Source organism: Dongia soli (genome assembly GCF_034044715.1).
Lineage (GTDB): Bacteria > Pseudomonadota > Alphaproteobacteria > Dongiales > Dongiaceae > Dongia_B > Dongia_B soli.
Map to the genome: position 1 here is coordinate 790,168 of NZ_JAXCLW010000001.1, position 23,732 is coordinate 813,899.

Annotated in this window: 23 protein-coding genes; 15 read left to right on the plus strand and 8 right to left on the minus strand. The window is 61.4% G+C overall.

All coding sequences use genetic code 11. The features are described from left to right. Positions 1-185: 185 nt before the first annotated feature. A complete protein-coding gene (locus tag SMD27_RS03530) occupies positions 186-1,376 on the minus strand; it encodes an ELM1/GtrOC1 family putative glycosyltransferase (protein ID WP_320506942.1) in 1,191 nt (396 codons plus the stop codon). 27 nt (positions 1,377-1,403) lie between these two features. Beyond that, the gene (locus SMD27_RS03535; protein WP_320506943.1) at positions 1,404-2,408 is read right to left on the minus strand and encodes an ornithine cyclodeaminase family protein; all 1,005 of its coding nucleotides are present in this window, start codon (positions 2,406-2,408) and stop codon (positions 1,404-1,406) included. Positions 2,409-2,541: 133 nt separating this feature from the next. Here SMD27_RS03535 and SMD27_RS03540 point away from each other — a divergent pair, with 133 nt between their 5' ends. Beyond that, on the plus strand, positions 2,542-4,068 hold the full coding sequence (locus SMD27_RS03540) for an aromatic amino acid lyase (RefSeq protein ID WP_320506944.1): 1,527 nt from the start codon (positions 2,542-2,544) through the stop codon (positions 4,066-4,068). Between the two features lie 148 nt (positions 4,069-4,216). On the opposite strand, the gene SMD27_RS03545 is transcribed toward SMD27_RS03540, so the two are convergent. Beyond that, positions 4,217-5,110: an alpha/beta fold hydrolase gene (locus SMD27_RS03545; RefSeq protein ID WP_320506945.1), complete on the minus strand. Its 894-nt coding sequence runs from the start codon at positions 5,108-5,110 to the stop codon at positions 4,217-4,219. A gap of 173 nt (positions 5,111-5,283) precedes the next feature. On the opposite strand from SMD27_RS03545, the gene SMD27_RS03550 reads away from it, so the two are divergent. Further along, entirely contained in the window at positions 5,284-5,886 is a 603-nt protein-coding gene (locus tag SMD27_RS03550) for a 2-hydroxychromene-2-carboxylate isomerase (protein WP_320506946.1), read from the plus strand. A gap of 34 nt (positions 5,887-5,920) precedes the next feature. Here the strand turns inward: SMD27_RS03550 and SMD27_RS03555 are convergent, their stop codons facing one another. The 3 genes from SMD27_RS03555 to hrcA form a co-directional block, all read right to left on the minus strand. Then, entirely contained in the window at positions 5,921-6,829 is a 909-nt protein-coding gene (locus tag SMD27_RS03555) for a LysR substrate-binding domain-containing protein (protein WP_320506947.1), read from the minus strand. A gap of 127 nt (positions 6,830-6,956) precedes the next feature. Further along, positions 6,957-7,610, minus strand: coding sequence for a nucleotide exchange factor GrpE (grpE, locus tag SMD27_RS03560; RefSeq protein WP_320506948.1), 654 nt, complete (start codon positions 7,608-7,610; stop codon positions 6,957-6,959). Between the two features lie 7 nt (positions 7,611-7,617). Beyond that, on the minus strand, positions 7,618-8,694 hold the full coding sequence (gene hrcA / locus SMD27_RS03565; protein ID WP_320506949.1) for a heat-inducible transcriptional repressor HrcA: 1,077 nt from the start codon (positions 8,692-8,694) through the stop codon (positions 7,618-7,620). Between the two features lie 185 nt (positions 8,695-8,879). On the opposite strand from hrcA, the gene SMD27_RS03570 reads away from it, so the two are divergent. The 4 genes from SMD27_RS03570 (at position 8,880) to hemW (ending at position 11,853) form a co-directional block, all read left to right on the plus strand. Further along, positions 8,880-9,227 (plus strand): HNH endonuclease, encoded by a 348-nt coding sequence (locus SMD27_RS03570; RefSeq protein WP_320506950.1) that lies wholly within the window; start codon positions 8,880-8,882, stop codon positions 9,225-9,227. A 97-nt stretch (positions 9,228-9,324) separates the two neighbouring features. Then, complete coding sequence (rph, locus tag SMD27_RS03575) at positions 9,325-10,050, plus strand: ribonuclease PH (protein WP_320506951.1); 726 nt, start codon at positions 9,325-9,327, stop codon at positions 10,048-10,050. A 1-nt stretch (position 10,051) separates the two neighbouring features. After that, the gene (rdgB, locus tag SMD27_RS03580) at positions 10,052-10,654 is read left to right on the plus strand and encodes an RdgB/HAM1 family non-canonical purine NTP pyrophosphatase (RefSeq protein WP_320506952.1); all 603 of its coding nucleotides are present in this window, start codon (positions 10,052-10,054) and stop codon (positions 10,652-10,654) included. A gap of 2 nt (positions 10,655-10,656) precedes the next feature. After that, positions 10,657-11,853 carry a radical SAM family heme chaperone HemW gene (hemW, locus tag SMD27_RS03585; protein ID WP_320506953.1) on the plus strand — a complete coding sequence of 399 codons (1,197 nt, stop codon included), beginning with the start codon at positions 10,657-10,659 and terminating at the stop codon, positions 11,851-11,853. Between the two features lie 90 nt (positions 11,854-11,943). Here the strand turns inward: hemW and SMD27_RS03590 are convergent, their stop codons facing one another. Then, a complete protein-coding gene (locus tag SMD27_RS03590) occupies positions 11,944-13,233 on the minus strand; it encodes a penicillin-binding protein activator (protein WP_320506954.1) in 1,290 nt (429 codons plus the stop codon). A 98-nt stretch (positions 13,234-13,331) separates the two neighbouring features. Between SMD27_RS03590 and rsmI the strand changes: the two genes are divergently transcribed. The 4 genes from rsmI to gshB all read left to right on the plus strand — a co-directional run bounded on the left by rsmI (position 13,332) and on the right by gshB (position 16,820). Further along, positions 13,332-14,411 carry a 16S rRNA (cytidine(1402)-2'-O)-methyltransferase gene (rsmI, locus tag SMD27_RS03595; RefSeq protein ID WP_320506955.1) on the plus strand — a complete coding sequence of 360 codons (1,080 nt, stop codon included), beginning with the start codon at positions 13,332-13,334 and terminating at the stop codon, positions 14,409-14,411. Continuing rightward, complete coding sequence (locus SMD27_RS03600; protein ID WP_320506956.1) at positions 14,401-14,829, plus strand: YraN family protein; 429 nt, start codon at positions 14,401-14,403, stop codon at positions 14,827-14,829. The genes rsmI and SMD27_RS03600 overlap by 11 nt, the downstream gene beginning before the upstream one ends. Positions 14,830-14,869: 40 nt before the next feature. Next, positions 14,870-15,742 (plus strand): SirB1 family protein, encoded by an 873-nt coding sequence (locus tag SMD27_RS03605; RefSeq protein ID WP_320506957.1) that lies wholly within the window; start codon positions 14,870-14,872, stop codon positions 15,740-15,742. 136 nt (positions 15,743-15,878) lie between these two features. Further along, positions 15,879-16,820 (plus strand): glutathione synthase, encoded by a 942-nt coding sequence (gshB, locus tag SMD27_RS03610; RefSeq protein ID WP_320506958.1) that lies wholly within the window; start codon positions 15,879-15,881, stop codon positions 16,818-16,820. Between the two features lie 25 nt (positions 16,821-16,845). On the opposite strand, the gene SMD27_RS03615 is transcribed toward gshB, so the two are convergent. Next, a complete protein-coding gene (locus SMD27_RS03615) occupies positions 16,846-17,856 on the minus strand; it encodes a DMT family transporter (protein ID WP_320506959.1) in 1,011 nt (336 codons plus the stop codon). Between the two features lie 585 nt (positions 17,857-18,441). Here SMD27_RS03615 and SMD27_RS03620 point away from each other — a divergent pair. The 5 genes from SMD27_RS03620 (at position 18,442) to SMD27_RS03640 (ending at position 23,674) form a co-directional block, all read left to right on the plus strand. After that, a complete protein-coding gene (locus SMD27_RS03620) occupies positions 18,442-19,536 on the plus strand; it encodes an ABC transporter ATP-binding protein (protein ID WP_320506960.1) in 1,095 nt (364 codons plus the stop codon). 6 nt (positions 19,537-19,542) lie between these two features. Next, entirely contained in the window at positions 19,543-20,502 is a 960-nt protein-coding gene (locus SMD27_RS03625; RefSeq protein ID WP_320506961.1) for an ABC transporter permease, read from the plus strand. Further along, positions 20,499-21,362, plus strand: coding sequence for an ABC transporter permease (locus SMD27_RS03630; protein ID WP_320506962.1), 864 nt, complete (start codon positions 20,499-20,501; stop codon positions 21,360-21,362). Before SMD27_RS03625 ends, SMD27_RS03630 begins: the two co-directional genes overlap by 4 nt. A gap of 58 nt (positions 21,363-21,420) precedes the next feature. Further along, positions 21,421-22,449, plus strand: coding sequence for an extracellular solute-binding protein (locus SMD27_RS03635; protein ID WP_320506963.1), 1,029 nt, complete (start codon positions 21,421-21,423; stop codon positions 22,447-22,449). Positions 22,450-22,645: 196 nt separating this feature from the next. Then, entirely contained in the window at positions 22,646-23,674 is a 1,029-nt protein-coding gene (locus SMD27_RS03640; RefSeq protein WP_320506964.1) for an extracellular solute-binding protein, read from the plus strand. Positions 23,675-23,732: the final 58 nt, after the last annotated feature.

Below are 23,732 nucleotides of genomic sequence, written 5' to 3' on the forward strand. Positions count from 1 at the left end.
CAATGAAGCGCCACGGGGATCCCCGTCTTGTGGTTTCGTTTGAATATCCCTGACCACCGGGCAAGTCCTCCCTGCGGAAAGACCGGCCGAAGTCCCGGGAAACCTCATAATCCGATGGATATATAGGGCCTTTTCAAGGCTTTGCAAGCGGCTCTGGGTAAAAGCTGGAGCAGTAAATCCAGGCATCAGCAGCGCTCGCCGAAGACAGTGCCCCCGGCGGTGCCGCCGCCGGTGCCCCCGGTACTGGCCGCGGTGGGGCTGGCGGCGGGCGGCGCCTGAATGGCAAAGCCCGCCAGCAAGCCCCGGACCCGGCGCAAAACAGTTTCGCGCTCGGCAACCAGCCGCCCGGCCAGGCACTGTGCCTTGACTGGATCGCCGCTAAAGGCACCGCTGCGGATCAGCCAGGCAATCAGGGTGGGAACGTGGCGAGCCGGACGGGCGTGCCCCCGGCGAACGGCCCAATCATACATATGATCAATGACATCCTTGCGCCGGCCGGTGGCGAAGCGCCGGCGCCGGCGCCGGCGCAGCCGTTCTTTAAAAGTGGTCTTTTCCGGTTCGACCGGCAAGTCGAACAGGCTGATCGGCCGGCCGGTTAACGCGGCATCCGCCAGCATGGAAACGCTGTCGGCCGTCACCACGAAACGGTCGGCCATGCCAAGAATGGCCGGGTAAGGATTATCTTCAGGCCGCTGGAAGCCTTCCGGCGGGAATGGCAGGAAGCGATGACGGTCCGGAGAAGACCCGGCCAAATGAGCGAGAAGGCTCGCCACTTCGGGGGGCGTCCGCCGGCCGGTCGCAATCAGCAGCGAGCCGCCGGTCAAGCCCGCCAGCCGGGCGAGATCCGCGGTCAGGCGCTCGCCCTCGGGTTTTCCGAAGATCAGCGGGCTGGACGGTCCCCCGACCAGGACGCCAATCAATGGCCGCGGCAAAGTGCCGAACTGCGTCCGCCACACCCCCTGCGCCTCATCCGCCGGCGGGATTTCGGGGGTGAAAGGCAGGGTCAGCCGGATCAGATTGGCATTGTCGGGGAGACCGTATTGCGCCGTGGTAACCACCAGATCGCATATGTCCATGGATCCTTCCACCCGGCCCAGCACGATGATCCGGGTATGTCCGCCGGATTGTTCCTTGATCCAGCTGGCCAGACGCAGTCCGCCCCGGCCAACGCCGATAACCGCATCCGGCCACGGCGCCGCATAGCCGGAATTGCCAGGATCCTGACGGCGATCGAAGGGAGGCTTGAACTCGGCGCGCCAGCCAAAGGCGCGTTCCAAAGCCGTGGCTAAGGCAGCAACCTGGGCGTGGTCTCCGGCGCGCCAAGCGCTGATCGCCCAGATAACCGGCTTGGCTGCGACAGTATCGTCAGATGTCATGGTCAAAAGTCACAGCCGAAAGCCTTGTCAGGCAAATTGCAGACGTTGGCCGATGCCAAGCTGTGCCGCCTTCTCCAACATGGCGGCACCCAATGCAATATCGCTGAGACTGAGGCCCCGGTGCCACAGCAGGATGGTCTCTTCGTCAGTCTCGCGTCCCGGCTTCAGGCCGGCGACGATCTGGCCGAGTTCGGCGTGGAGATTCTGTTCCGTGAGCCGGTCGCTATCGACATGGGCGCGCAGGGCGCCGAAAGGCAGGCCCTTGCGGCATTGGCCCCAGTCATCGACCACCATCTTGTCCATAATATCCGTCAGCGAGAGTTCCACCGCGCTCATCGTTCCATAGGGGACGACAAAGGCGCCCTTCTTGATCCAGGCGGTTTTCAGCATCGGCTCGGGACGCGGCAAGCGTGACGCCTCGACGACGATATCGGCGCCGCGCACGCAGCTTTCCCAATCATCGGTTGCGACCACCGGCTTCCCGAGATCGGCCGACAGGCGCTCGGCAAAGGCCTTCCGGCTTTCGGGGCGGCGGGAATGGACGCGGATTTCGTCGAAATCATAGAGATGATTGAGCAGCCGCACATTCCAATAGGCCGTGCCACGGGCGCCAATATGACCGAGTACCCGTGATCCCTTGCGGGCGAGATGCTTGGCGCCGATCGCCGTCAGCGCTCCGGTGCGCATATCGGTAATACCGCCAGCATCGAGGATTGCCTTGGGCATGCCGGTTTCGGGATCGAAGAGATTGAGCAGCGCCATTTCCGATGGCAGGCCGCGCTGGTAATTCTCGACGAAATCGCCGACCACTTTGACGCCAGCGAAGCCCAGCGGCTTGACCACCCCGCGCAAGACATTGAAATGACCCTTGTCGGAGCTTTCGGGAATGAGGTGAACCCGTGGCTCGATGACCGTCTGGCCTTGACCCTGCGCCCGCAACCCATTTTCGACCGCCGCCAAGATCTCGGCATCGCTTAACGCCAGTTTGGCGATATCGGGCCCATTCAAATACGTCAGGAATATCTCGGACATGGCATGAAACCTTTTTTGCGCTGCGAAAGGAGGCGGAACGGCGAGGCGATCATCGCGTTTAAGATTATTGAGCCTTTGCGGAGACCTGTATAGACAAGTCAGGTCGCCCAAGGCAATTGCAGCGGAGCATGCGATGATTTCGGCCGGCTTGGAAAGCAAGGATATGGACGGTGCCAGCAGCGTGATCGAGCTGGACCGGACCGAGGATCTGACGCTGGAGATCTATGAGGCGGTGGTCGGCGGTCGGGCGAAGGTGTCGGTCGCGCCGGCAGCGCTGGACCGCGTGACAAAGCGCCGAGAACAGTTCTTGCGGCATCTCGATACCGGCGTGATCTGCTACGGCGTCAATACCGGCCTCGGCGCGCTCGCCAAGCAAGACCTGAATGCCGAGGAGCAAGCTGCCCTGCCGCGTCAGATCCTGTTCGGCCGGGCCGCAGCGATCGGCGCTCCTTTCGATGCAAAAATTGTCCGCGGCGCCCTGCTGATTAAGCTGGCGCATTTCCTTGATGGTGCCTGTGCGGTCACGCCGGAGCTTTGCACCTTCCTGGTCGCCCGGCTGAATGACGGCCTCACACCCTATGTCCCAAGCGAAGGCCTCGGCATGGCGGGGGAAATCATCGCCTTGTCGCATCTGGCCCAGGTCCTGATCGGCGAAGGTTTCGTGCTGGACGCGGCCGGCACGCCACAGCCGGCGGACATCTGGTATCGCAATCATGGCGTCACCCCCTATGAGCCGCAGCCCAAGGAAGGCCTGTCCCTAATCAACGGGACGGCGCTGGCGCCGGCTTACGCCTATAGCCTCTGGCAGGGATTGGACCGGACCCTGACCCAGGCTGATCTGATCGCCGCGACTAGCATTGAAGGATTGGCCGCGCCGCTGGAGGCCTATGATCCTTTGGTTGGGCAGTTGCGACGTGAACCCGGCCTCAATGCGGCAACCGCACGGCTGCGCGACTTGCTGCGGGATAGCGAGATTTCCCGCCAGGCGAAACAGGCGCCCGTCTCCTTCCGCGTCATTCCCCAGGTTCACGCCGCCGCCCGATACGCCTTGGACGGCCTGTCGGCCGCAATAGCAGCCGAGTTTGTATCGATCGGCGATAATCCGGTTTTCGTCCTCGATGAGAATGAGCCGGAAAAGAGTCGCCTGCTTCATTGCGGGAACTTCCACGCAGCGGCGCTGGCAAATGCGGTGGATGCGGCGGCCACGGCCCAGATGCAAATCGGCCTGCTGGCGGAACGGCGATTGCACCGTTTGCTGGATGCACGGATCAGCGGCTTGGCGCCGCAACTGGCCAAACGCCCCGGCCTTGATGCCGGGCTGGTGACGCTGCATAAAGCCGCCCTCGGACTGACTGCCGAATTGCGATCGCTGGCCGCCTCGCCATCGGTGATGCATGGCGAAAGCTCCTTCGGCCAGGAAGACGTCATGACCATGATCTTCCCCGCGCTGGATCGGCTGGGGCGGATCGATCGGATCAATCGGCGCGTTCTCGCTTATGAACTCTATGCTGCCCTGGTCGCGGTCGATGCGCGGGAGGCGCAGCCTAGTTTCGCCATCGGCGAGTTGCTGACGCGGGCGCGCAATGTCATTCCGCCTTATGACGGCGATCGCAGCTATGGTCCCGAGATCGAACGGCTGCTGGCTCTGGTTTTCGACTAATCCGTTTGGATCGCCTTCGTCACGGCCACTGCTCGACCAGGGAAGCATCCTGTTTGACAAATGATGCGGTGAATCTGCGCCGGTGCATCCGCATGGGGTAGCCCCGGCAAGGGATGACCATCGCGGATGAAGGACAGCATATCAGCCGCTACCTCATCGGGTGCGCTCCACTGACATTGTGGCCGATATCGTCTTCCTGCAAGCCCGAAGCCGGTAGCGGTCGACGGCCATATTGCTTCCAGAACATCGGCGCCTGCTGGCTCGCCGCCGCCAGCGTCGAGACCGCCAGCTTCTTCAGCCGTTCCGTATTGTCGGTCGCCAGCAACGCCTTGGTGGCCCCAATCCAGGTGCCAAGCTTCACAGCCGCGGTCTCCGGCACATAGAATTTCAGAAAGGCGGGATCGGCCGGATCGGCCACCCAGTTCTTCGCCAGCCAGATTCGCACCTCTGAATCCGCCTTGACCGGCGCAACCGTATAGAAGTCCTCAGGGTACACCTTCCCCTCAGCCTCTAGCGCCTTGCGCCAACTGCCTTCCACTGGCTCCTTCAGCACATAATCGCGCAAGGCGGCGTTATCGACACCCTTGGTGGAAGTGGCGACAAGAACGGCGCGCGTCACCATCTCCGGATGGTTCAACGCCATTTCCTGCACCACGAAACTGCCCATGGAATGTCCGGCCAAGGTAGCCCTGCGGATCTGCTTTGCCTGCATGAAGGCCTTGATGTCATCGGCAAGGTCGCTCATCCGAAAACATCTCTCCGGGGCGGCCGCACAAGCATCGACAGGCGGCATGGAACTGGTGCCATGGCCGCGCAGATCGACAGAGAGGATATGCAGCTTTGGATCCATCCGATGCAGCGCCGCCATGGTCGGCGCCCAGGACCGGGCGCTATCGGTCTCGCCGTGGATGAGGATGACCGTTTCACCATCCACCGGTCCCAGTTCCAGATAGGTCATGCTGATCCCGGTCGGCAACTGGATCCGGCATTTCGGTTTGTCGAAGGTGGCGCAGGTGGCGGCTTGCGCCGAGATGCTTGTCATGACGGCAGAAAGTAACATGACAAGGGCAGGCATGATCAAGAACGCCGGCAGCAGGAAACGCTTTGTCAGTCGAATTCCCCCGACAGCTTCGGCCGCATCTGGATGTTCCGCGTTGCATCGCGGTTGAAGCAGGATGAAAATCGAACCCGCAACCTCAATGGCCAGAGGACGTCATGTCGAGGGAAATCGAATTCTGGTTCGACTTCAGTTCGCCCTATGCCTATTTCGCCGCTTTGGAAATAGAAGCTCTGGCTGCCCGTCACCAACGGGAGGTCAAATGGCGCCCGTTTCTGCTGGGACCCGCTTTCTCAGCGACCGGCATGCAGCCTTTGGTGCAGATGCCGATGCGGGGCGATTATGCGAAACACGACTGGGCCCGCCTGGCGCGCCGGCGCGGCATTCCCTTCGCGCTGCCGGCAAGTTTTCCTGCCGCGACTCAGATTGCCGCACGGGCTTTCTATTGGCTTGAAGCGGAACAGCCGTCTTTGGCATCGCGCTTCGTTCGCGCTGTTTTCCAGGCTTATTTTGGCGAAGGGCGCGAAGTGCATGCGCCTGGCGAGATCGTCAGCCTCGCCGCCCGTCTCGGCGCCGATGCGGAGCGGCTGAGTACAGCTTTGCAAGATCCGGCCTTGAAGGCCCTATTGCGGGCGAAGACCGATGAGGCCCTGGCGCGCCAGATCTTCGGCGCCCCCTTTATCATCGTCGATGGTGAGGCTTTCTGGGGCAGCGATCGGCTGGGGATGGTGGATGAATGGCTGCAACGCGGCGGCTGGTGACGGCGCCGGCCGTGGCGGCTGCATCCTCGCGCGATCAGAGATCCTTGGCGAACTGATCCAGGACCCAGGCGCGGAAGGCGGCGATGCGGGGGATTTCGATTTCTTCCGCCCGGCTGACCAGAAAATAGTTGCGACCGGAGACGACGGTGCGGTCGAAGGGCACGATCAGCTTGCCCGAGGCGAGTTCTTCCGCACACATGCGGGCATCGACCACGGCGATGCCACCGTCATTCATGGCAAGCTGCACGGCCTGATCGGCGGTTTCCACCACCAGACCGCGCTTCACATCGATGCCTTCCAAACCGGCCTGGCGGCAGAAGATCGACCAGCAGTGATGCAGTTCCTCGCCCTGGCGGATATGCAGCAGCGGGCCCTTTTTCAGCAGGGCCGCGAGATCTGCCGAGCCGGCTGCAACCGCCGGACTGCAGACCGGCGTCAATTGCTCCTGCATCAGCAGATCGACGATCATGTCATCGATCTTCACATCGCCGAAGAAGATCGCGAGGTCGACCGGCGCATTGTCGAAATCGATATTGGTCGGTGGCGTTTCGATCCGGATTTCCAGATCGGGATGCGCCCGCTGGAACCCGGCCAGGCGTGGCAACATCATGCGATGGGTGAAGGTCGGTGGGATCGAAAGAATGAGCGGCGGCTTGCTGCGGGCCTGGCGAAAGCCGGCGATAACATCGGCGATGCGGTCGAAACTGTCGGTCAGGACCGGCAGCAGGCGCTTGCCTTCTTCGGTCAGCTCCAACGTGCCCTTTCGCTTCAGCAGCGCGACACCGAGAATATCTTCCAGGTTTTTCACCTGGCGGCTCACCGCGCTTTGAGTCACCAGCAACTGATCTGCCGCTTTGGTGAAGCTGAGCGAGCGCGCCACCGCCTCAAAGGCGCGAAGTGCATTAAGCGGCGGTAATTGTCGGCGTTGCGGTCGTTCGGCCACGGTCCCAGTCCCCTTCCGCCCAGCCCTTAAACGATCACCGGTCGGGCCGAATCGCGGATCAGGGCGGCAATCTAATCGCTTGCCGCCCTTTTGGGAATCGCCAGCTTGGGACCGGACCGAAACTCGGCTAGACGACGGTATTGACCCGGCCATCGCCGGTTTCGTCGGTGCCGCCATTGCCCGCCGGTGCCGCCGGCTGACCCTTGGCAACGCCGACCATGGCCGGCCGCAGCAGCCGATCATTCAGCGTGTAGCCTGCCTGTAGCACCTGGACAACCGTACCGCTGGGCTGGTCGGTGCCCGGCACCTCAAACATCGCCTGATGCAAGTTGCTGTCGAATTTCTCGCCGAGCGGCCAGACCTTCTTGATCGCCTGCTTCTCAAACGCGGCATCGAGCTGCCGTTCAGTCGCAAGGATGCCGTCATAGAGATTCTTCAGCGCGGCATCCTGTTCCAGCGCTTCCGGCGTGATCGCCTCCAAGGCACGGCGCAGATTGTCGGCAACGCCGAGAATCTCGCGGGCGAACCCCGCCATGGCAAATTTGGCGGCATCCTCCTTGTCGCGCGCCGCGCGGCGACGCACATTCTCGGTTTCTGCCAAAGCCCGCAGCAACTGGTCTTTCAGCGCAGCATTTTCCTGTTGTGCCGCAGCCAGCGCGTCTTCGGCAGGAATTTCTGTGGCCGGGTTGTCGCCAACATTCTCCGGCTGGTCCGGCTGCTGCGTGATCTTGTCATCGGTCATCATGGTGACCTTGCTCTCCTTCACTACTTCAATCGTCACGGATCGATCAGCCGAGAATACGGCCGATCACTTTGGCGGTGTAATCCACCATAGGAATAATGCGGGCGTAGTTCAGCCGGCTGGGGCCGATGACGCCGATGGCGCCGATCAATCGACGCTGGCTGTCGCGATAGGGCGAAATGACCGCGGAACAACCGGCCAGGCCGAAAAGCTCGTTCTCGGCGCCGATGAAGATCTGCACGCCATCGGCATGGTCCGCGCTTTCCAGCAGCTTCAAAAGCTGCTCCTTGGTCTCCAGGGCGGCGAACAGGCTGCGCAGGCGCTCGAGATCGCCAACTTCCGTCACCTCATCCAGCAGATGCGCCTGGCCACGGACGATGAGCGCGCCTTCCTTGTTGCCGTTGGACCAGGTAGCAAGACCGGCCTCCACCACCTTGCGCGACAGATCGTCGAGCTCGGCCCGCGCGGTTTCCAGCTCCTGAAAAATTTCCTGCTGCGCCATGCCGATGGTCCGGCCGACCAGCCGGCTATTCAGGTAATTGGTCGCCTCCAGCAGGCTCGAAGCCGGGAGGCCGAGCGGCAGGTCGATCAATCGGTTCTCCACCATGCCGCCTTCGGTCACCAGCACCACCAGGGCACGGCCGGGCCCGAGATAGACGAATTCGATATGTTTCAGCGGCCGCTCGCTTTTCGGCGCCACCACCATGCCGGCGCAGCGCCCCAGGCCGGAAAGCATGGTCGTCGCCTGTTCCAGCACTTCGGGCATCGACCGGCCGACGGCATTGCACTGGCCGTCTACCGCAGCTCGCTCCGCTTCGGTCAACCCGCCGATCTCCATCAAGCCGTCGACGAAAAGGCGCAGGCCCAGATCCGTGGGCAGCCGCCCAGCCGAGGTATGGGGCGAAAAGAGCAGCCCCATTTCTTCGAGATCGGACATCACATTGCGGATCGTCGCCGGCGACAGGCTGGAATCGAGCAGGCGGGACAACGTCCGGGAGCCGACCGGCTCCCCCGTTTCCACATAGGCATCGACCACCAGCCGGAAGATTTCCCGCGACCGCTCCGAGAGCTCGCTCAAGACCGGCCGATGCGCGCCAGCAGGGTTTCGTGGCTTATGCAGCATCCCGTTCCCGATGATTGGACCATGTGCCGGAAACGACATGCGATCCCGGCAGTTTGTCAAAAAGTGACCGAATGTGTGAAGGGAATCTAGGTAACGCCTGCCTCCGGGTCAACCATCAGCTCGTCAAACACGGGCTTCCTGGCGCAACGCCTTGCATTTCGCCACCGCTGCGCCAGGATCGGCCTATGGCCCGTCCCAATCCAGACCCGCTACATCACCCGGATATCTGCGGAACATCCGGCTATCCGACCGATTGTCCGCTCTGCCGCCGCCCGCTCGCCGCTGGCGCCGCCACCGATTTTCATCATCCGGTTCCGCGCAGCTATGGCGGGACATTGGCGGTACCGATGCACCGGATCTGTCACCAAACCATCCATGCCCTGTTCAGCGAACGGGAACTGGCCGAGCGCTATTACAGCTTCGCCGCGTTACTGGACGATCCGGCCATCCAGCGTTTCGTCGCCTGGGTCCGGAAACGTCCGGCGGATTATCTCGACCGCTCCCGTTGGTCGCGGGACCGGCACCGGAAATAGCCCGCGCCGCTCAAGGCCAGGCTATGCGCATCGGGCTGGCGCCTCGCCGGCACCCGGTGTAGGGTCCGCCCGACATCTGTTCTTAAGGATTCCAGTCATGCGTCCATCCGGCCGAGCCGTCGATCAACTGCGCGAGATTTCCCTGGAAATCAACGTCAACCGTTATGCTGAAGGCTCTTGCCTGGCGAAATTTGGCAATACCCATGTGCTTTGCACCGCATCGATCGACGAAAAGGTGCCGCCCTTCCTACGCAATACCGGCAAAGGCTGGGTGACGGCGGAATACGGGATGCTGCCGCGTTCGACCCATACCCGCTCCGACCGCGAAGCCGCCAAGGGGAAGCAATCGGGCCGCACCCAGGAAATCCAGCGCCTGATCGGCCGGGCCTTACGCGCCGTCACGAAGCTGGACGGTTTTGGCGAACGCCAGATCAAGATCGACTGCGACGTCATCCAAGCCGATGGCGGCACCCGGACCGCAGCGATCACCGGCAGCTATGTGGCGTTGCACCAGGCCTTCAGACTGATGAAGGATATGGGTGTCATCACGGCGTTGCCGCTGATCGGCCAGGTGGCGGCGGTTTCCTGCGGCATCCATCAGGGCAAGAACGTGCTCGATCTGGATTACGCCGAGGATTCCGAAGCGGAAGCCGATGCCAATTTCGTCCTGACCAGCAATGGCGGCATCGTCGAGATCCAAGGCACCGCCGAAAAGGATCCGTTCTCGGAAGAACAGTTCCTGGGACTACTGCAGCTCGCGCGCAAGGGCGTGACGGAATTGACCGTGCATCAGCGCCAGGCGCTGGGGCTGATGCAGGGTTAATATGGCACGACAGTTCACCGGCGGCCGGCTGGTCATCGCCAGCCACAACCCGGGCAAGGTCAAGGAGATCGGCGAATTGCTGGCACCCTATGGGGCCGATGTCGTTTCCGCCGGCACGCTGGGCTTGCCGGAGCCTGAGGAGACCGAAACCACCTTCATCGGCAATGCCAGGCTGAAAGCTCTGGCGGCAGCGACGGCCAGCGGCCTGCCGGCCTTAGCCGACGATTCCGGCCTGGTGGTAACCGCACTGGATGGCGCGCCCGGCATCTATTCGGCCCGCTGGGCCGGTCCGAACAAGGATTTCGACATGGCGATGGCGCGGGTGATCGATCTGCTGCGGCCCGCCGACGACCATTCGGCACAATTCGTCTGCGCCTTGGCCTTGGCCTGGCCCGACGGCCATTGCGAAAGTTTCGAGGGCCGGGTCGATGGTGAGATCATCAGTGAGAAGCGCGGCAAGCATGGCTTCGGCTATGACCCGATCTTCCTGCCCAAAGGCGCGGACCTGACTTTCGGCGAGATGGAGCCGGCAGCCAAGCATGCCGTCAGCCATCGCGCCATCGCTTTCGAGCAATTGGTCGCGGCCTGTTTCGCCCAGCGATAGAGATGACGGCAAGGCAGATAGCAGAAACAGTCGAAGCGAGATCCGGCCATAGGGACCCCGGTTTCGCAATCTATGTGCATTGGCCGTTCTGCAAGTCGAAATGCCCTTATTGCGATTTCAACAGCCATGTCCGCGAGACAGTCGATGAGCAGCGCTGGCGGGCGGCGTTGTTGCGCGAACTCGCGCATTATGCGGCGCTGACACCGGGGCGTAAGGTCACCAGCCTGTTTTTCGGCGGCGGCACGCCCTCTTTGATGGCACCCGTCACCACCGCAGCCATCATCGACGCCCTCGCCGCTCATTGGCAGCTCGATCCCGCTCTCGAGATCACGCTGGAAGCCAATCCGACCTCCGTCGAAGCGGACAAATTTCGCGGCTTCGCCTCGACCGGCGTCAATCGCCTGTCGCTCGGCATTCAGTCGCTGAACAACGCCGATCTGAAATTTCTTGGCCGTCAGCACGATGCGGGGCAGGCCTTGGCGGCGCTGGACCTCGCCGCGAAAACTTTCCCACGCTTCTCCTTCGACCTCATCTATGCACGGCCCGGCCAGACCGTCGCGCAATGGCAGGCCGAATTGCGCGAAGCCCTGGCCCGAGTCGGCGATCACCTGTCGCTCTACCAGCTGACGATCGAGACTGGCACCGTCTTCGAACAGGCTTATGCGCGCGGCGATTTCCGTTTGCCTGAGGAAGACCTCCAGGCAGCGCTCTACGATCTCACCACCGAGCATCTGGCTGAGGCCGGCCTCCTCGCCTACGAAGTCTCCAATTACGCGCGGCCCGGCCAGGAATCGCGGCATAATCTCTGCTATTGGCGCTATGGCGATTACATCGGCATCGGCCCTGGCTCGCATGGCCGATTGACGATCGATGGAGCCAAAATTGCGACACGCCAGCATCGCGCGCCGGAAGCTTGGCTTGATCGCGTGGAGCGCGAGGGCCATGCCACGCGGCAATTCCATGAGATCGAGTCGCAGGCCCGGCTGGAGGAAATGCTGATGATGGGCTTGCGCCTCACGGAAGGTGTCAGCTTAGACCGTGTGATCGAAGAGACCGGCCATCCGCTCGATCATTGGGTCGCACCAGCCAAGCTGCAACGGTTGATCGATGGCGAGATGCTGGTGCGCACCGGTCACGTGCTGCGCGCCACCGAAGATGGGCGGGCTCGGCTCGACAGCGTATTGGCGGCACTTTTATAGACAGCAGAGCTTGCGGTTTTGGTCATCCAAATAACTGAGGCGTGCCGCAAGCGGCACGCCTCTTTGCAACAGCCTGTCGGGCCCTCTGACTCAGTTCATTACCGGAACGAAGCTGGTCGGTGCCGGATCGCGCTGGACCGGACCGGTCGGCGCAACTTCCATGACCGCCAATCCGCGATCCACCGTGCCGTTCGGCATCAGACGAAACACACCGGCAATGCCGCTGAAGCCATTGCCGTTGGTCAAGGCGGTGGGGCTGTAATCGGCACCTTGCGGCCCCTTACCCAGGGCCACGGCAAGCGTCACCGCGTCATAGACGATGGCCGCGCGCTGGTCCGGCGTCGCGCCATAGACCTCGCGATAGTGGTTGGCGAAATCCTGCCAGCGATCCGGGGCCGTGGTTGCATACCAGCCGCCGGCCAACCCCGCTTCCCGCCAGACCGCCCCTTCACCCCACAGCGATGTGCCGAGCAGGCGGAGCTGTTGCGGGCCAACTTCGAAAGCGGGCAGAAGCGGCGCGATCTGCCGCATCTTGGCACCGCCTTCCGGAATCATCAGCGCATCGAAGCCGACCGTTCTCTTTTCATCGGCGAGGCGTTGCACGACGGGCGCGAAATCAACGCTCGACGGGTCGTAGAAATCGATTTGCGCGACCTGGCCGCCGATTTGCTTCACTTGCGTCTGGAAACTGGTCAGCACCAGCCGGCCATAGGGCGAGTTCGGCGTAAGAATGGCATAACGCTTCAGCCCCTGGCTGCCGGCATAGCCGATCACGCGCTGCACCTGGGATTCCGGGGTCACGCCGAAGACATAGACACCGTTTTGCGCCAATGAGGAATCGTTGGTAAAGGCGATGAGCGGCACATGCGCATTCTGTGCGATTGGCGCCACCCGCTTCACGTCAGTGCCGAAAAGCGGCCCAAGCAGAATATTGGCACCCCCGGCCAGCAATTTGCGCGCAGCCGATTCCGGCCCGTTGCTGGTCGCGGTATCCTCTACCAGCAGGGTGAAGCTGTCATCGCCGACATCGAACAGACCCATTTCCGCCGCCTGCAGCAAGGCGCGGCCGAGATTGGCATGCTGTCCCGACAAGGGCAGCATCAAGCCGATCTTTCCGCCGGGTGCGACCGGCGCGGGCTGCGGTGCCAATTGCGGCTGGGTCGGCGTCATGACGGCTTGCGGCGCCGTTTTCGCCGCTGGGGCCGGTGTATTACCCGCGCAGCCAGCCAGTACCAGACCGCCCAGCAGCAAGCCCGCCATGGACAGAATACTGGACCGTGGAATGAGGTTGAGCTGGGCCACAGCGGTCCAACCATCGCCGAACGATGATGGCGACAGCCATGCGAGAATACGTTTCACCCTTGCGCCCAATGCCGACATCGTTCATCCCATAACAATAATTTTACGAGCCGTTTGGCGGCGGGCGTGATCCTGCGCAACCGAAACGGTTGGTTCCCGACCTGGATCGGAGAAAGCGCGTGAAGGGTAGCCATAGCGGGCAGCGAAGTAAACCGAGAGCCGGTGAAAAGGCGCCCGGCAGTGACGCGGTGCCTTTTTCAGCTTCGCCAAGCGAGGAGGGCGCAGCAGCAGAGGTCGCGAAAGCGACCGAGCCAAGCGATGACATTGCCCTTGAACCCATCGAACAGGAAGAATTCAAAGCCGCCCGGGGGTCAGGGGCCTGTCTCGCCCTGATTGCGACACCGATCGGCAATCTCGGCGATATCAGCGCCCGGGCATTGGACTGGCTGCGCCAGGCCGATGCCGTTGCCTGCGAAGATAGTCGCGTCAGCAGCCGGTTATTGCGGCATTTTGGCATTTCCAAACCGCTGATCCCCTATCACGACCATAATGCCGATCAGATGCGGCCTGATCTGCTGCGTCGCTTGCGCGAAGGTGCGCGCCTGGCCCTAATCAGCGATGCGGGCACGCCGCTGATCTCCGATCCCGGCTATAAATTGGTGCGCGATGCGGCGGCACAGGGGACCACCGTGACGGCCTTGCCGGGTCCTGCCGCGCCGATCATGGCGTTGATTTTATCCGGCCTGCCGACCGACCGTTTTCTATTCGGCGGTTTCCTGCCACCAAAATCCGCCGCTCGCCGCCAGGTCGCCGCGGAATTCCGCGATCTGCGCGCGAGTTTGATCTTTTTCGAGACGGCGCCTCGGCTGGCCGACAGCCTGGCCGATCTCGCCGATATTCTCGGCGATCGACCGGCAGCCGTGACGCGCGAATTGACCAAGCTTTACGAAGAAATAAAGCGCGGTACGCTGGGCGATCTGGCCGCACATTACCGCGAGGCCGGCCCCCCGCGCGGCGAGATCGTGCTGGTGATCGCCCCGCCGACGGCGGAAACGGCGCCCGGTTTCGATCTCGACGGTGCGCTCATCCAGGCGCTGGCCCGCATGAGCGTCAAGGATGCCGCCGCGACCGTCGCCGCTGCCAGCGGGCAGAAGAAGCGGCTGGTTTATGCGCGGGCCTTGGAGCTGGCACAAAAGCTCACTTTGCCGCCTTCCGGAAGCGATCCAGCCGACAGCGAACCGGGCGGCGATGACGCGTAGGAAATCCGCTTATTCATTACGCAAGGCTGCACGATCGGGCCTGCCGGGCGACCCCAAGCGCGGCCAGCTCGCGCGCCGCCGCGGCCGTTGGGCCGAATTCATCGCCGTCTGGCGCCTGCGTTGCGCGGGTTATCGGATTCTCGCCAGGAATTGGCGCCATCCGCTGGGCGAAATCGATATCGCCGCCTGCAAGGGCGGCGTTTTGGCGATCGTCGAGGTGAAGAGCCGGGCCAGGCTTGTCGGCGCGCTCTATGCGCTCGGCAGCCGGCAGCAGACGCGCCTTGTTCGCGCCGCTCTGGCGTTTCAACTCCAGCGTCCCGATTGCGCCGGCCTGACCTTGCGATTTGACGTTATCGCGGTCGCCGGCGGCGGCTGGCCGAAGCATATTCGGGAGGCTTGGCGTCCGGTCGGCGAATGAGGCATGATTCCCCCATGGCAAGCCAGGACGACCAGAACCCATGACCGAAGATGTCGCCGCAAAAGGCTGGCAATCGCCCGATGTTTATCTGCGCGCCATCGGGGCAGCGCCGGAGCTACCGCTTGACGTTGCCGAAGCAGCGCTGGCCTTTGCCGCACTCGATTGTCCCGAGGTCGATCCCCGCGAATATCGCGCTCATTTGGGAACCTTGGCCGAGGATTTGCGACAGCTGGCCCGCCTGGAAGATCTGTCGACGGATGATGCCGATGCCATCCTTGCGGTACGGGCCGATATGCTGCGCAATGTTCTCTCGACACGGCACGGCTATCGTGGCGACCAATCCACCTATGACGACCTGCAGAATGCCAACCTGATCCGGGTGATCGATCGGCGCCGCGGCCTGCCGGTGGCTCTGTCGATTTTATATATCCACGCCGCCCGCGCCCTGAATTGGCAGATCGAGGGTGTCAATTTTCCCGGCCATTTCATGATCCGGTTGCGGGTCGGCAACCGCGCCGTGATCCTCGATCCTTTCGATCAGGGTGCGCCGCGCGATATCGTCGATCTGCGGGAAAAATTGAAGGCGATGGCCGGGGAGAAGGCCGAGTTGCGACCCGATCAGTCGGCCGCCGTCTCCGACCGGGACATTCTTCTGCGCTTGCAGAACAATCTGAAATTGCGCCTGGTGCAGGAAGGCGAGTTGCAGCGCGCCGTCGCGGTGGTGGAGCGCATGTTGTGGATCGCACCGGATCAGGCGGCCTTTTGGCGCGAAGCCGGCCTTATTCATCATCGGCTCGGTCATCTGACTGCCGCCCGCCAGGCTTTACAACGTTTCCTCGGCTTCGATTCCAGTCCCGCCCAGCGCCATCAGGCAGCCCGGCTGCTGCAGGAGATCGAACGCATCCTGCAATGATCGCCACCCGGCGCGAAAACGGCTTCCGCTTGACGAAAGCGCATTGGGCCGGGCAAAACCGACGGCGAAGCTGCGATAGGCCTGCAGCATATCCCTGAGATGATCCGCGCTCGCCGCGCGAAAGACCGAGGAAATCATGTCCCTGACCGTCGCCATCCAGATGGACCCGATCGAAAGCATCAATATCGACGGAGATTCCACCTTCGTCATGGGCCTGTCGGCGGAACGGCGCGGCCATCGCCTGTATTACTACCATCCGCGCGATCTCTCCTTTCGTGACGGCAAGGTGACGGCCTATGCCCGGCCGGTGACCCTGCGGCGCGAGAGAGGCAATCATTACACGGCGGGCAGCGAGGAAAAAATCGATCTCAGCCAGGTCGATGTGGTGCTCATGCGGCAGGACCCCCCCTTCGACATGTCCTATATCACCGCCACCCATATTCTGGAGCATATCCATCCCCAAACCCTGGTGGTGAACGACCCGGTGCATGTGCGCAATGCGCCGGAAAAGCTTTTCGTCACCCATTTCCCCGACTTGATGCCGCCATCCCTGATCACAGCGGACCGGCGGGAAATCCTGGACTTCCGTGCCGAGCATAAGGACATCATCGTCAAGCCGCTTTACGGCAATGGCGGCGCCGGGGTGTTCCATATCAAGCCTGATGACGAGAACCTGACCGCTCTTCTCGAACTGTTCACCCAGCTCTATCGCGAGCCGGTCATCGTGCAGCGATATCTGCCCGAAGTGCGGCAGGGCGATAAACGCATCATCCTGATCGATGGTGAAGCGGTCGGTGCGATCAATCGGGTGCCCGCAGCGGGCGAAGCCCGCTCCAACATGCATGTGGGCGGCCAGGCGATGAAGGTCGAGCTGACCAAGCGCGACCGCGAGATCTGCGCCGCGATCGGGCCGGCTTTGAAGGAACGCGGCCTGATCTTCGTCGGCATCGATGTGATCGGCGATTACCTCACCGAAATCAACGTCACCTCGCCGACCGGCCTGCAGGAAGTCAATCGCTTCGACGGCACGATCCTGGAAGACAAGATCTGGGACGCGATCGAAGCCAGGCTGGGTTAAGCCCCCGCGCGGCCGGTCTGCTGCGTCACTGCTGGCCGATCAATGCCGGCGTCGTCCCCGCGCGGCGGCGCTCCCGCGCCGCGACTGCCTCGCGGTGGATGATATAGATGCCGCTGCCGACGACCGTCAGGCCGCCGATGATAAGATAGGCATCCGGCACTTCGCCGAAGCAGAGATAGCCGAGAATCATGGCATAGACCAAGGCGGTATAGTCGAAAGGCGCCACTACTGCGATGGGGGCCGAGAGGAAAGCATTGGTCAGCAGAATCTGGCCAATGCCACCCATGACGCCGATCACCACCAGGAGCCCCATATCGATGCCGGTCGGCCAGACCCAGGGGCCCAGGCCAATATCCGCCAGTTCCGGCCGGCCAATGGGGATTGTGGCCAGTCCCGCTATGCAGGCGAAGCTGGTGAAATAGAATACCACAGTGCCCGAACGTTCCTGGTTCAGCTTGCGGATCGTCACCATGGCGAGGTCATAGAAGATGGTGGCAATCAGTGGGATCAGCGCAGCAAGCTGAAATACGCCGACGCCGGGTCGCGTCATAATCAGGACGCCGACAAAGCCCACGGCGACAGCGATCCAGCGGCGGATGCCGATTTTCTCGCCGAGAAGCGGTATGGCCAGCACCGTCATGAAGATCGGGCTGGAAAGGGCGAGTGCGACCGCATCCGATAGCGGCAGCAATTTGTAACTCAGGAAATAGAAATACATCGATCCGACGCCAAATAGGCCGCGCAGGATGTGACCAAAAGGATGTTTGGTCTTCACCGACAGGCCGCCGGACCGCCACAGGAAGATCAGGATGGGGAGGAAGGCGAAGAAATTGCGACAGAAGATGATCTGCCCGGTGGGATAGGCGCCGGAGATCGCTTTGACGATCGCATCCATGCCGGTGAAAATCAGAACCGCCCCGTTCATATAGAAAATGGCCCTTAAGGGCCGATCCTGCCGGGCGGTTTTTGCCGGCATTGCAATCGTGGGCGCCGCCACAGCGGGCTGGGCGGGAACGGCGTCGGTCTGTGTCACCATGGCAGCATCGATAATTGGGGATGGTCTTCCTACATAGCGGCAAACCCGCCGGGGAGCACGAGCCGAAATTGCACGGCTGCCCCCAATCCGCTTGCTTGTCCGGCAACTGACACCCCACCGCATGGTTTTGCTACGTCTTGCAGTTTGCTGGCAGGCGGCTTCGTCCTGATCGCGCAAGCCAAAGCAGCGACGACGAATGCCAGGCTGACGGGTTCCGGCGACGATCCAACTGCTCCTCGTGATGCCGGAACCATTCCACGAACCAATCCGCGACGGGGTGTCGGCGATGCCCATGGAGAACAGGAGACGCACCGACCGAAATCGGCAATCCTGTGAGGGGTGGAGCGGCGGCTGACGGTGCCCGATGCCTCCCTGGCGGGGGGCATATTCGGGCCGGGCCTGTTTGCGGCTGCACTGCTAATCCGTGCATCCGCCCCGGCCGGCTGGAACCTGGCGCCGTCCTGTGGCGAAATCGAAATAATTTATGTCGATTTCATTTTCCCTCTATTGTCGGGGGCTTTATCGTTGCCTATGATGCGAAAAATTTTCACGTCCGATAAGGATGTTCTCTCTAACAGGGGGCAGATGGTGGCTGGCGCAACAGCAATCGAAGCGCGCAACGTCGTCAAAACTTTTGGAAGCGGTTCCGAGGCATTCAATGCCCTGGACAATGTGTCGGTCACGATTCGGCAAAACGAATTTTTTACGCTGCTAGGCCCGTCGGGTTGCGGCAAAACCACGTTGCTGCGGATGATCGCCGGCTTCGAATTGCCGACTTCCGGCGAAATCATGCTGGACGGCCAGCCGGTCGCGCATTTGCCGCCCTTCAAGCGGCAGGTCAACACCGTCTTCCAGTCTTATGCGCTGTTTCCGCATCTGACCGTCGCACAGAACATTGCCTTCGGTCTGGAAATGCTGCGCCGCTCCAAGAGCGAAATCGACGCCCAGGTCGATAAGATGCTGAAACTGGTGCAGATGGAGCCGATGCGCAATCGGCGGGTCAACCAGATTTCCGGCGGACAGCAGCAGCGGGTTGCTTTGGCGCGCGCGCTTGCGCCTCACCCGAAAGTGCTGCTGCTCGATGAGCCGCTTTCGGCACTCGATCTCAAGCTGCGAAAAGGCATGCAGATCGAGCTGAAGCGCCTGCAGATGGAAACCGGCATCACCTTCATTTTCGTGACCCATGATCAGGAAGAAGCCCTGACCATGTCGGACCGGATCGCGGTCATGAGCAAGGGCAAGATCCTGCAGATCGGCACGCCGACCGATATCTATGAGCGGCCGAGCGACCGCTTCGTCGCGGACTTCATCGGCGAGACGAATTTCACCCAGGCCGAGGTGCTGGAACGGCGGGGCGATGAAGGCCGCTTGCGGCTCTGTTCCGGCGTCGAGATCGTCCAGCAGATCAATTCCCATGCCGGGATCGGCGACAAGGTCACCCTGGCAATCCGGCCGGAACGGATCGAATTGGCGCCCCAGGATGAAACCTGTCAATTCGCGGGGACCGTGCAGAACGTCGTCTATTTCGGCACGGATACGACTTATCACCTCGACATCCAGGGTGGCGGCCAGATGACGGTTCGGCTGCAAAATCGCTGGGGCCATCAATCCGTGCTGCAAGCCGGCGATGACGTGGGCCTGCGGGTCGCCCCGGAAGCCATGCAAGTGCTGAAGGACTGAGGCAACATGGCGGCCACATCCAGCGACGCACCCGTCCAGGAAACCGGGTTAAGTCGCCCCGAGCTGGCATCCCGTGCCAATGAACGCTCGGCCATGCGGCGTCGGCTCATGCTGCTTGCGCCGGCGGTTCTGATCATCGTCATCTGCGGCCTGGCGCCGCTCAGCATCGTTCTTGCCTATTCCTGGATGCAGCCAGCGGAATATGCCGGTGTCATCCCCCAGTTCTCGTCGGATGCCTGGATCAATTTGGCCTTCGAGCGGGATCTCTTCTCCGACGATCTGCTGCCGAACTTCGCTTACTACTCGATTTACGCCCGCTCCATTCTCATGGCCGGTCTGACCACCCTCTTGGCTCTGGTGGTGGGCTTCCCGACCTCCTATTTCATCGCCACCCGGGCGCCGCATCGGCGCAATCTGTGGCTTTTCCTGATCACGATCCCCTTTTGGACCAATCTGCTGATCCGCACCTTCGCGATCATGCTGATCCTGCGGGATGAAGGGGTTCTGAACGTTATCTTGCTGAAGCTCGGGATCATCGATACGCCGCTGCAGCTTCTCTTCACCAACTGGGCGGTCTCCTATGGCCTCGCCTATGCCTATCTGCCGCTGATGGTGATGCCGCTTTACGCCAGCATGGAAAAGCTGGATTTCCGCCTGGTGGAAGCCGGTTACGATCTTTACGCCAGCCGTTTCCAGGTCCTTCGGCGGGTCATTATCCCGCTGGTCAAGCCCGGCATCGTGGCCGGCTGCATCCTGTGCTTCATTCCGGCAATCGGCGACTATGTCATCACCAGCCAGCTTGGCGGCGGCAAGAAGATGATGCTCGGCACCCTGATCGCCATGCAATTCGGCCCGGCCCGCAACTGGCCGCAAGGCTCCGCGATTGCGCTCGGCCTGATGATCATCGTGCTGATCGCCCTTTTCATCTATGCCAAGAAGGTGGTGGCGCGGAGTAACATACGATGAGCGAAGTTACGGCAACCGGTGAAACGCTGACCGCCGCCAAACTTATGCGGCGTGGCCGGCGCCCCCGTTTCGATGTCAAGCATCAGCCCGGCTTCGGCTTCATGGCCGTGCTCTGCGTCTTGATGCTCTATGGCCCGATCGTTCTGCTGGTCACCTATTCCTTCAACCAGAACCCGTCGATCACCATTTGGACGTCGTTTTCCTTCGACTGGTACGTGAAGGCCTATCACAATGATCAGATCCGAGACGCGGCTTTCCTGTCGCTGAGGATTGCCTTCTTCGCCTCGCTGGTATCGACCTGCGTCGCGACCATGGCGGCCATAGCAACGACACGCGTTAGACCCTATCGTGGGCTTACGCTGGCTTACACCATCATCAATCAGCCGCTGATGGTGCCGGAAATCGTCACCGGTATCGCCACCCTGGTCTTCTTTGCTTTGATCAAGCAGATGACCGGCATTTACGGCCTTGGTTATCTGATCACCGCCCATATCGTCTTCTGCATTCCCTTCGCCTATATGCCGATCCGGGCGCGTCTCGAAGACATGGACCTGACCTATGAGACGGCGGCAGCCGATCTCTATGCGACGCCCTGGCAGACGTTCAGGCGCATCACCTTCCCGATGATGATCCCCGGCATTCTCGGCGGGGCGATGCTGGCCTTCGTGATCTCGCTGGACGATGTCGTCATCACGGTTCTGGTCTCCGGTCCCGGCGAGGAAACGTTTCCGCTCTACATGATCGGTGCGATCCGCCGCGGCGTGACGCCCGAACTCAACGCAGTCGCCACGGCCTTCCTGTGCCTGTCGGCGCTGCTCGTGACCGTCTTCTTCCTGGTGACGCGCAAGAAGAAGGGGTGACCGCGCATCAAGGCGGAAAAGTGATTGGACTGATAACGGAACCAAGGGAGGTTGTTGAATGAGTCGTTTTCTGAAAGCCGCATTAGTCGGCTTTGGCATCATGGCCGGCGCCAGCAGCGCCATGGCCGATGGCGAGCTGCATATCTACAATTGGGGCAACTACACCAGCCCCGATGCCATTTCGAAATTCGAAAAGCAGTACAACGTCAAGGTCACGCTGGACAGCTATGACAGCAACGACCAGATGCTGGCGAAGATCAAGGCGGGCGGCTCCGGTTACGATATCGTGGTGCCCTCGGGCTATGTCATCGAGCAGATGATCAAGGACGGCCTGCTGGCCAAGACCGAGCCCAATCAGATGGAAAACTTCAAGAATATGCGTCCGGAATTCGTCGACGTGTATTGGGACAAGGGCCGTCACTATTCGGTTCCCTGGCAGTGGGGCACCACCGGTATCGCCGTCAACACCGACGTTTACAAGGGTGACATCAATACCTGGGGGCTGCTGTTCGACACCCCGGCCGAGCTGAAGGGCAAGGTCAATGTCGTTCCCGAGATGATCGACGTCATCAATGCCGCCAGCTTCTATCTCCACCTGCCGCTTTGCAGCGACAAGAAGGAAGATCTGAAGAAGATCAACGACCTTCTGGTCAAGGCGAAGAAGGATTGGCGGGCGATGGAATACAGCACCATCGAGAACATGACCGCCAAGAACTTCGCCGCGACAATGGACTGGAACGGTGCGGCGATGCGCGAGCGCCTCGGGCTCTCCAGCATCAAATACGCTTATCCGAAGGAAGGCATGGCCAGCTTCATGGACAATGTCGTGGTGCTGAAGGATGCGCCCAACGCGGAAAATGCCAAGCTGTTCATGAATTTCATCATGGACCCGGAGAACGCGGCCATGCTGTCGGCCTTTGCCCGCTACGATAACGGCATCAAGGGGTCGCATGAATTCCTGCCGAAGGATATGGCCGGCGCGCCGGAAATCAATCCGCCTGCTGGTTTCAAGACCTACTTCCCGCCGGCTTGCCCGCAGAAGGTGGCGGAGACCTATGGCAAGATCTGGAACAACCTGCTGAAGTAATCGCACTGTTGCGACAGCAGTCATAACAACGGCCCGGACAGAAATGTCCGGGCCGTTTTGCTAGGCGGTGGGCTCCGCTGCCTCTTGCGACCTTCATTCTATATCTATACCCATAATCAGCCCTTTGAGCGCTTCGGTTGACCCTGCGCGACCGCAGCACATATGGGCTCGTTCGATATAACTGAGGGGGGTTGAGATGGGTAAGTTATTGAAAGCCGCGCTGATCGGACTTGGCGTGACCGCCGGTGCCAGCAGCGCTGCGGCCGATGGCCAATTGCATATCTACAATTTCGGCAATTATACCAGCCCGGAAATGGTCTCCAAATTCGAGAAGACCTATAACGTCAAGGTCTCGGTCGACAGCTATGACAGCAACGACCAGATGCTCGCCAAGGTGAAGGCTGGCGGCTCTGGCTACGATATCGTCGTGCCGTCGAGCTATATCGTGCCGGCGATGATTCAGGACGGCCTGCTGGCCAAGGTCGAGCCCAATCAGATGCCGAATTTCAAGAATATGCGGCCTGAATTCGTCAATGTGTACTGGGACGAAGGCCGGCATTATTCGGTGCCCTGGCTGTGGGGTACGACCGGCGTCACCGTCAACACCGACGCCTATAAAGGCGATGTCGATACCTGGGGTATCGTCTTCGATACGCCTGCCGAGCTGAAGGGCAAGGTCAATGCGCTGCCGGAAATGACCGATGTCATCACCGCCGCGTCATTCTATCTCGATCAGAAGACCTGCAGCGCGGATAAGGCCGATCTCAAGAAGATCAACGACCTTCTGATGAAAGCGAAGAAGGATTGGCGGGCGATGGAATACAGCACCATCGAAAACCTCACCGCCAAGAATTTCCTGGCCTCGATGGATTACAACGGTTCGGCTTTGAAGGCGAAGCGCCAGCTTGCCGCGCTGAAATACGGCTATCCCAAGGAGGGCATGGCGAGCTGGATGGATAATATGGTGATCCTGAAGGATTCGAAGAATATCGAGAACGCCAAGCTGTTCCTGAATTTCATCATGGACCCGGAAAACGCCGCGCTGATGTCGGCTTTCTCCGGCTATGACAATGCCATCCAGGGCAGCCAGAAGTTCTTTCCCAAGGACATGGTCAATGCGCCGGAACTGACCCCGCCGCAGGGCTTCAACTATAATTTCGTGCCGGCTTGCCCGCAGAAGGTGGCCGAGATCTACGCCAAGATCTGGAACAATCTGATGAAGTAACGGGACGGCGAAGGTCCGGGCATCAGCTCGGACCTTCGCGTCACGATAAGCATGAATC

Excerpts from the sequence above, each read along its gene's own strand:
- SMD27_RS03530 (WP_320506942.1), bottom strand. The coding sequence starts at position 1,376 with ATGACATCTGACGATACTGTCGCAGCCAAGCCGGTTATCTGGGCGATC.
- SMD27_RS03535 (WP_320506943.1), bottom strand. The coding sequence starts at position 2,408 with ATGTCCGAGATATTCCTGACGTATTTGAATGGGCCCGATATCGCCAAA.
- SMD27_RS03540 (WP_320506944.1), top strand. The coding sequence starts at position 2,542 with ATGATTTCGGCCGGCTTGGAAAGCAAGGATATGGACGGTGCCAGCAGC.
- SMD27_RS03545 (WP_320506945.1), bottom strand. The coding sequence starts at position 5,110 with ATGACAAGCATCTCGGCGCAAGCCGCCACCTGCGCCACCTTCGACAAA.
- SMD27_RS03550 (WP_320506946.1), top strand. The coding sequence starts at position 5,284 with ATGTCGAGGGAAATCGAATTCTGGTTCGACTTCAGTTCGCCCTATGCC.
- hrcA (WP_320506949.1), bottom strand. The coding sequence starts at position 8,694 with ATGCTGCATAAGCCACGAAACCCTGCTGGCGCGCATCGGCCGGTCTTG.
- SMD27_RS03570 (WP_320506950.1), top strand. The coding sequence starts at position 8,880 with ATGGCCCGTCCCAATCCAGACCCGCTACATCACCCGGATATCTGCGGA.
- rph (WP_320506951.1), top strand. The coding sequence starts at position 9,325 with ATGCGTCCATCCGGCCGAGCCGTCGATCAACTGCGCGAGATTTCCCTG.
- rdgB (WP_320506952.1), top strand. The coding sequence starts at position 10,052 with ATGGCACGACAGTTCACCGGCGGCCGGCTGGTCATCGCCAGCCACAAC.
- hemW (WP_320506953.1), top strand. The coding sequence starts at position 10,657 with ATGACGGCAAGGCAGATAGCAGAAACAGTCGAAGCGAGATCCGGCCAT.
- SMD27_RS03590 (WP_320506954.1), bottom strand. The coding sequence starts at position 13,233 with ATGTCGGCATTGGGCGCAAGGGTGAAACGTATTCTCGCATGGCTGTCG.
- SMD27_RS03600 (WP_320506956.1), top strand. The coding sequence starts at position 14,401 with ATGACGCGTAGGAAATCCGCTTATTCATTACGCAAGGCTGCACGATCG.
- SMD27_RS03605 (WP_320506957.1), top strand. The coding sequence starts at position 14,870 with ATGACCGAAGATGTCGCCGCAAAAGGCTGGCAATCGCCCGATGTTTAT.
- gshB (WP_320506958.1), top strand. The coding sequence starts at position 15,879 with ATGTCCCTGACCGTCGCCATCCAGATGGACCCGATCGAAAGCATCAAT.
- SMD27_RS03615 (WP_320506959.1), bottom strand. The coding sequence starts at position 17,856 with ATGGTGACACAGACCGACGCCGTTCCCGCCCAGCCCGCTGTGGCGGCG.
- SMD27_RS03620 (WP_320506960.1), top strand. The coding sequence starts at position 18,442 with ATGGTGGCTGGCGCAACAGCAATCGAAGCGCGCAACGTCGTCAAAACT.
- SMD27_RS03625 (WP_320506961.1), top strand. The coding sequence starts at position 19,543 with ATGGCGGCCACATCCAGCGACGCACCCGTCCAGGAAACCGGGTTAAGT.
- SMD27_RS03630 (WP_320506962.1), top strand. The coding sequence starts at position 20,499 with ATGAGCGAAGTTACGGCAACCGGTGAAACGCTGACCGCCGCCAAACTT.
- SMD27_RS03635 (WP_320506963.1), top strand. The coding sequence starts at position 21,421 with ATGAGTCGTTTTCTGAAAGCCGCATTAGTCGGCTTTGGCATCATGGCC.
- SMD27_RS03640 (WP_320506964.1), top strand. The coding sequence starts at position 22,646 with ATGGGTAAGTTATTGAAAGCCGCGCTGATCGGACTTGGCGTGACCGCC.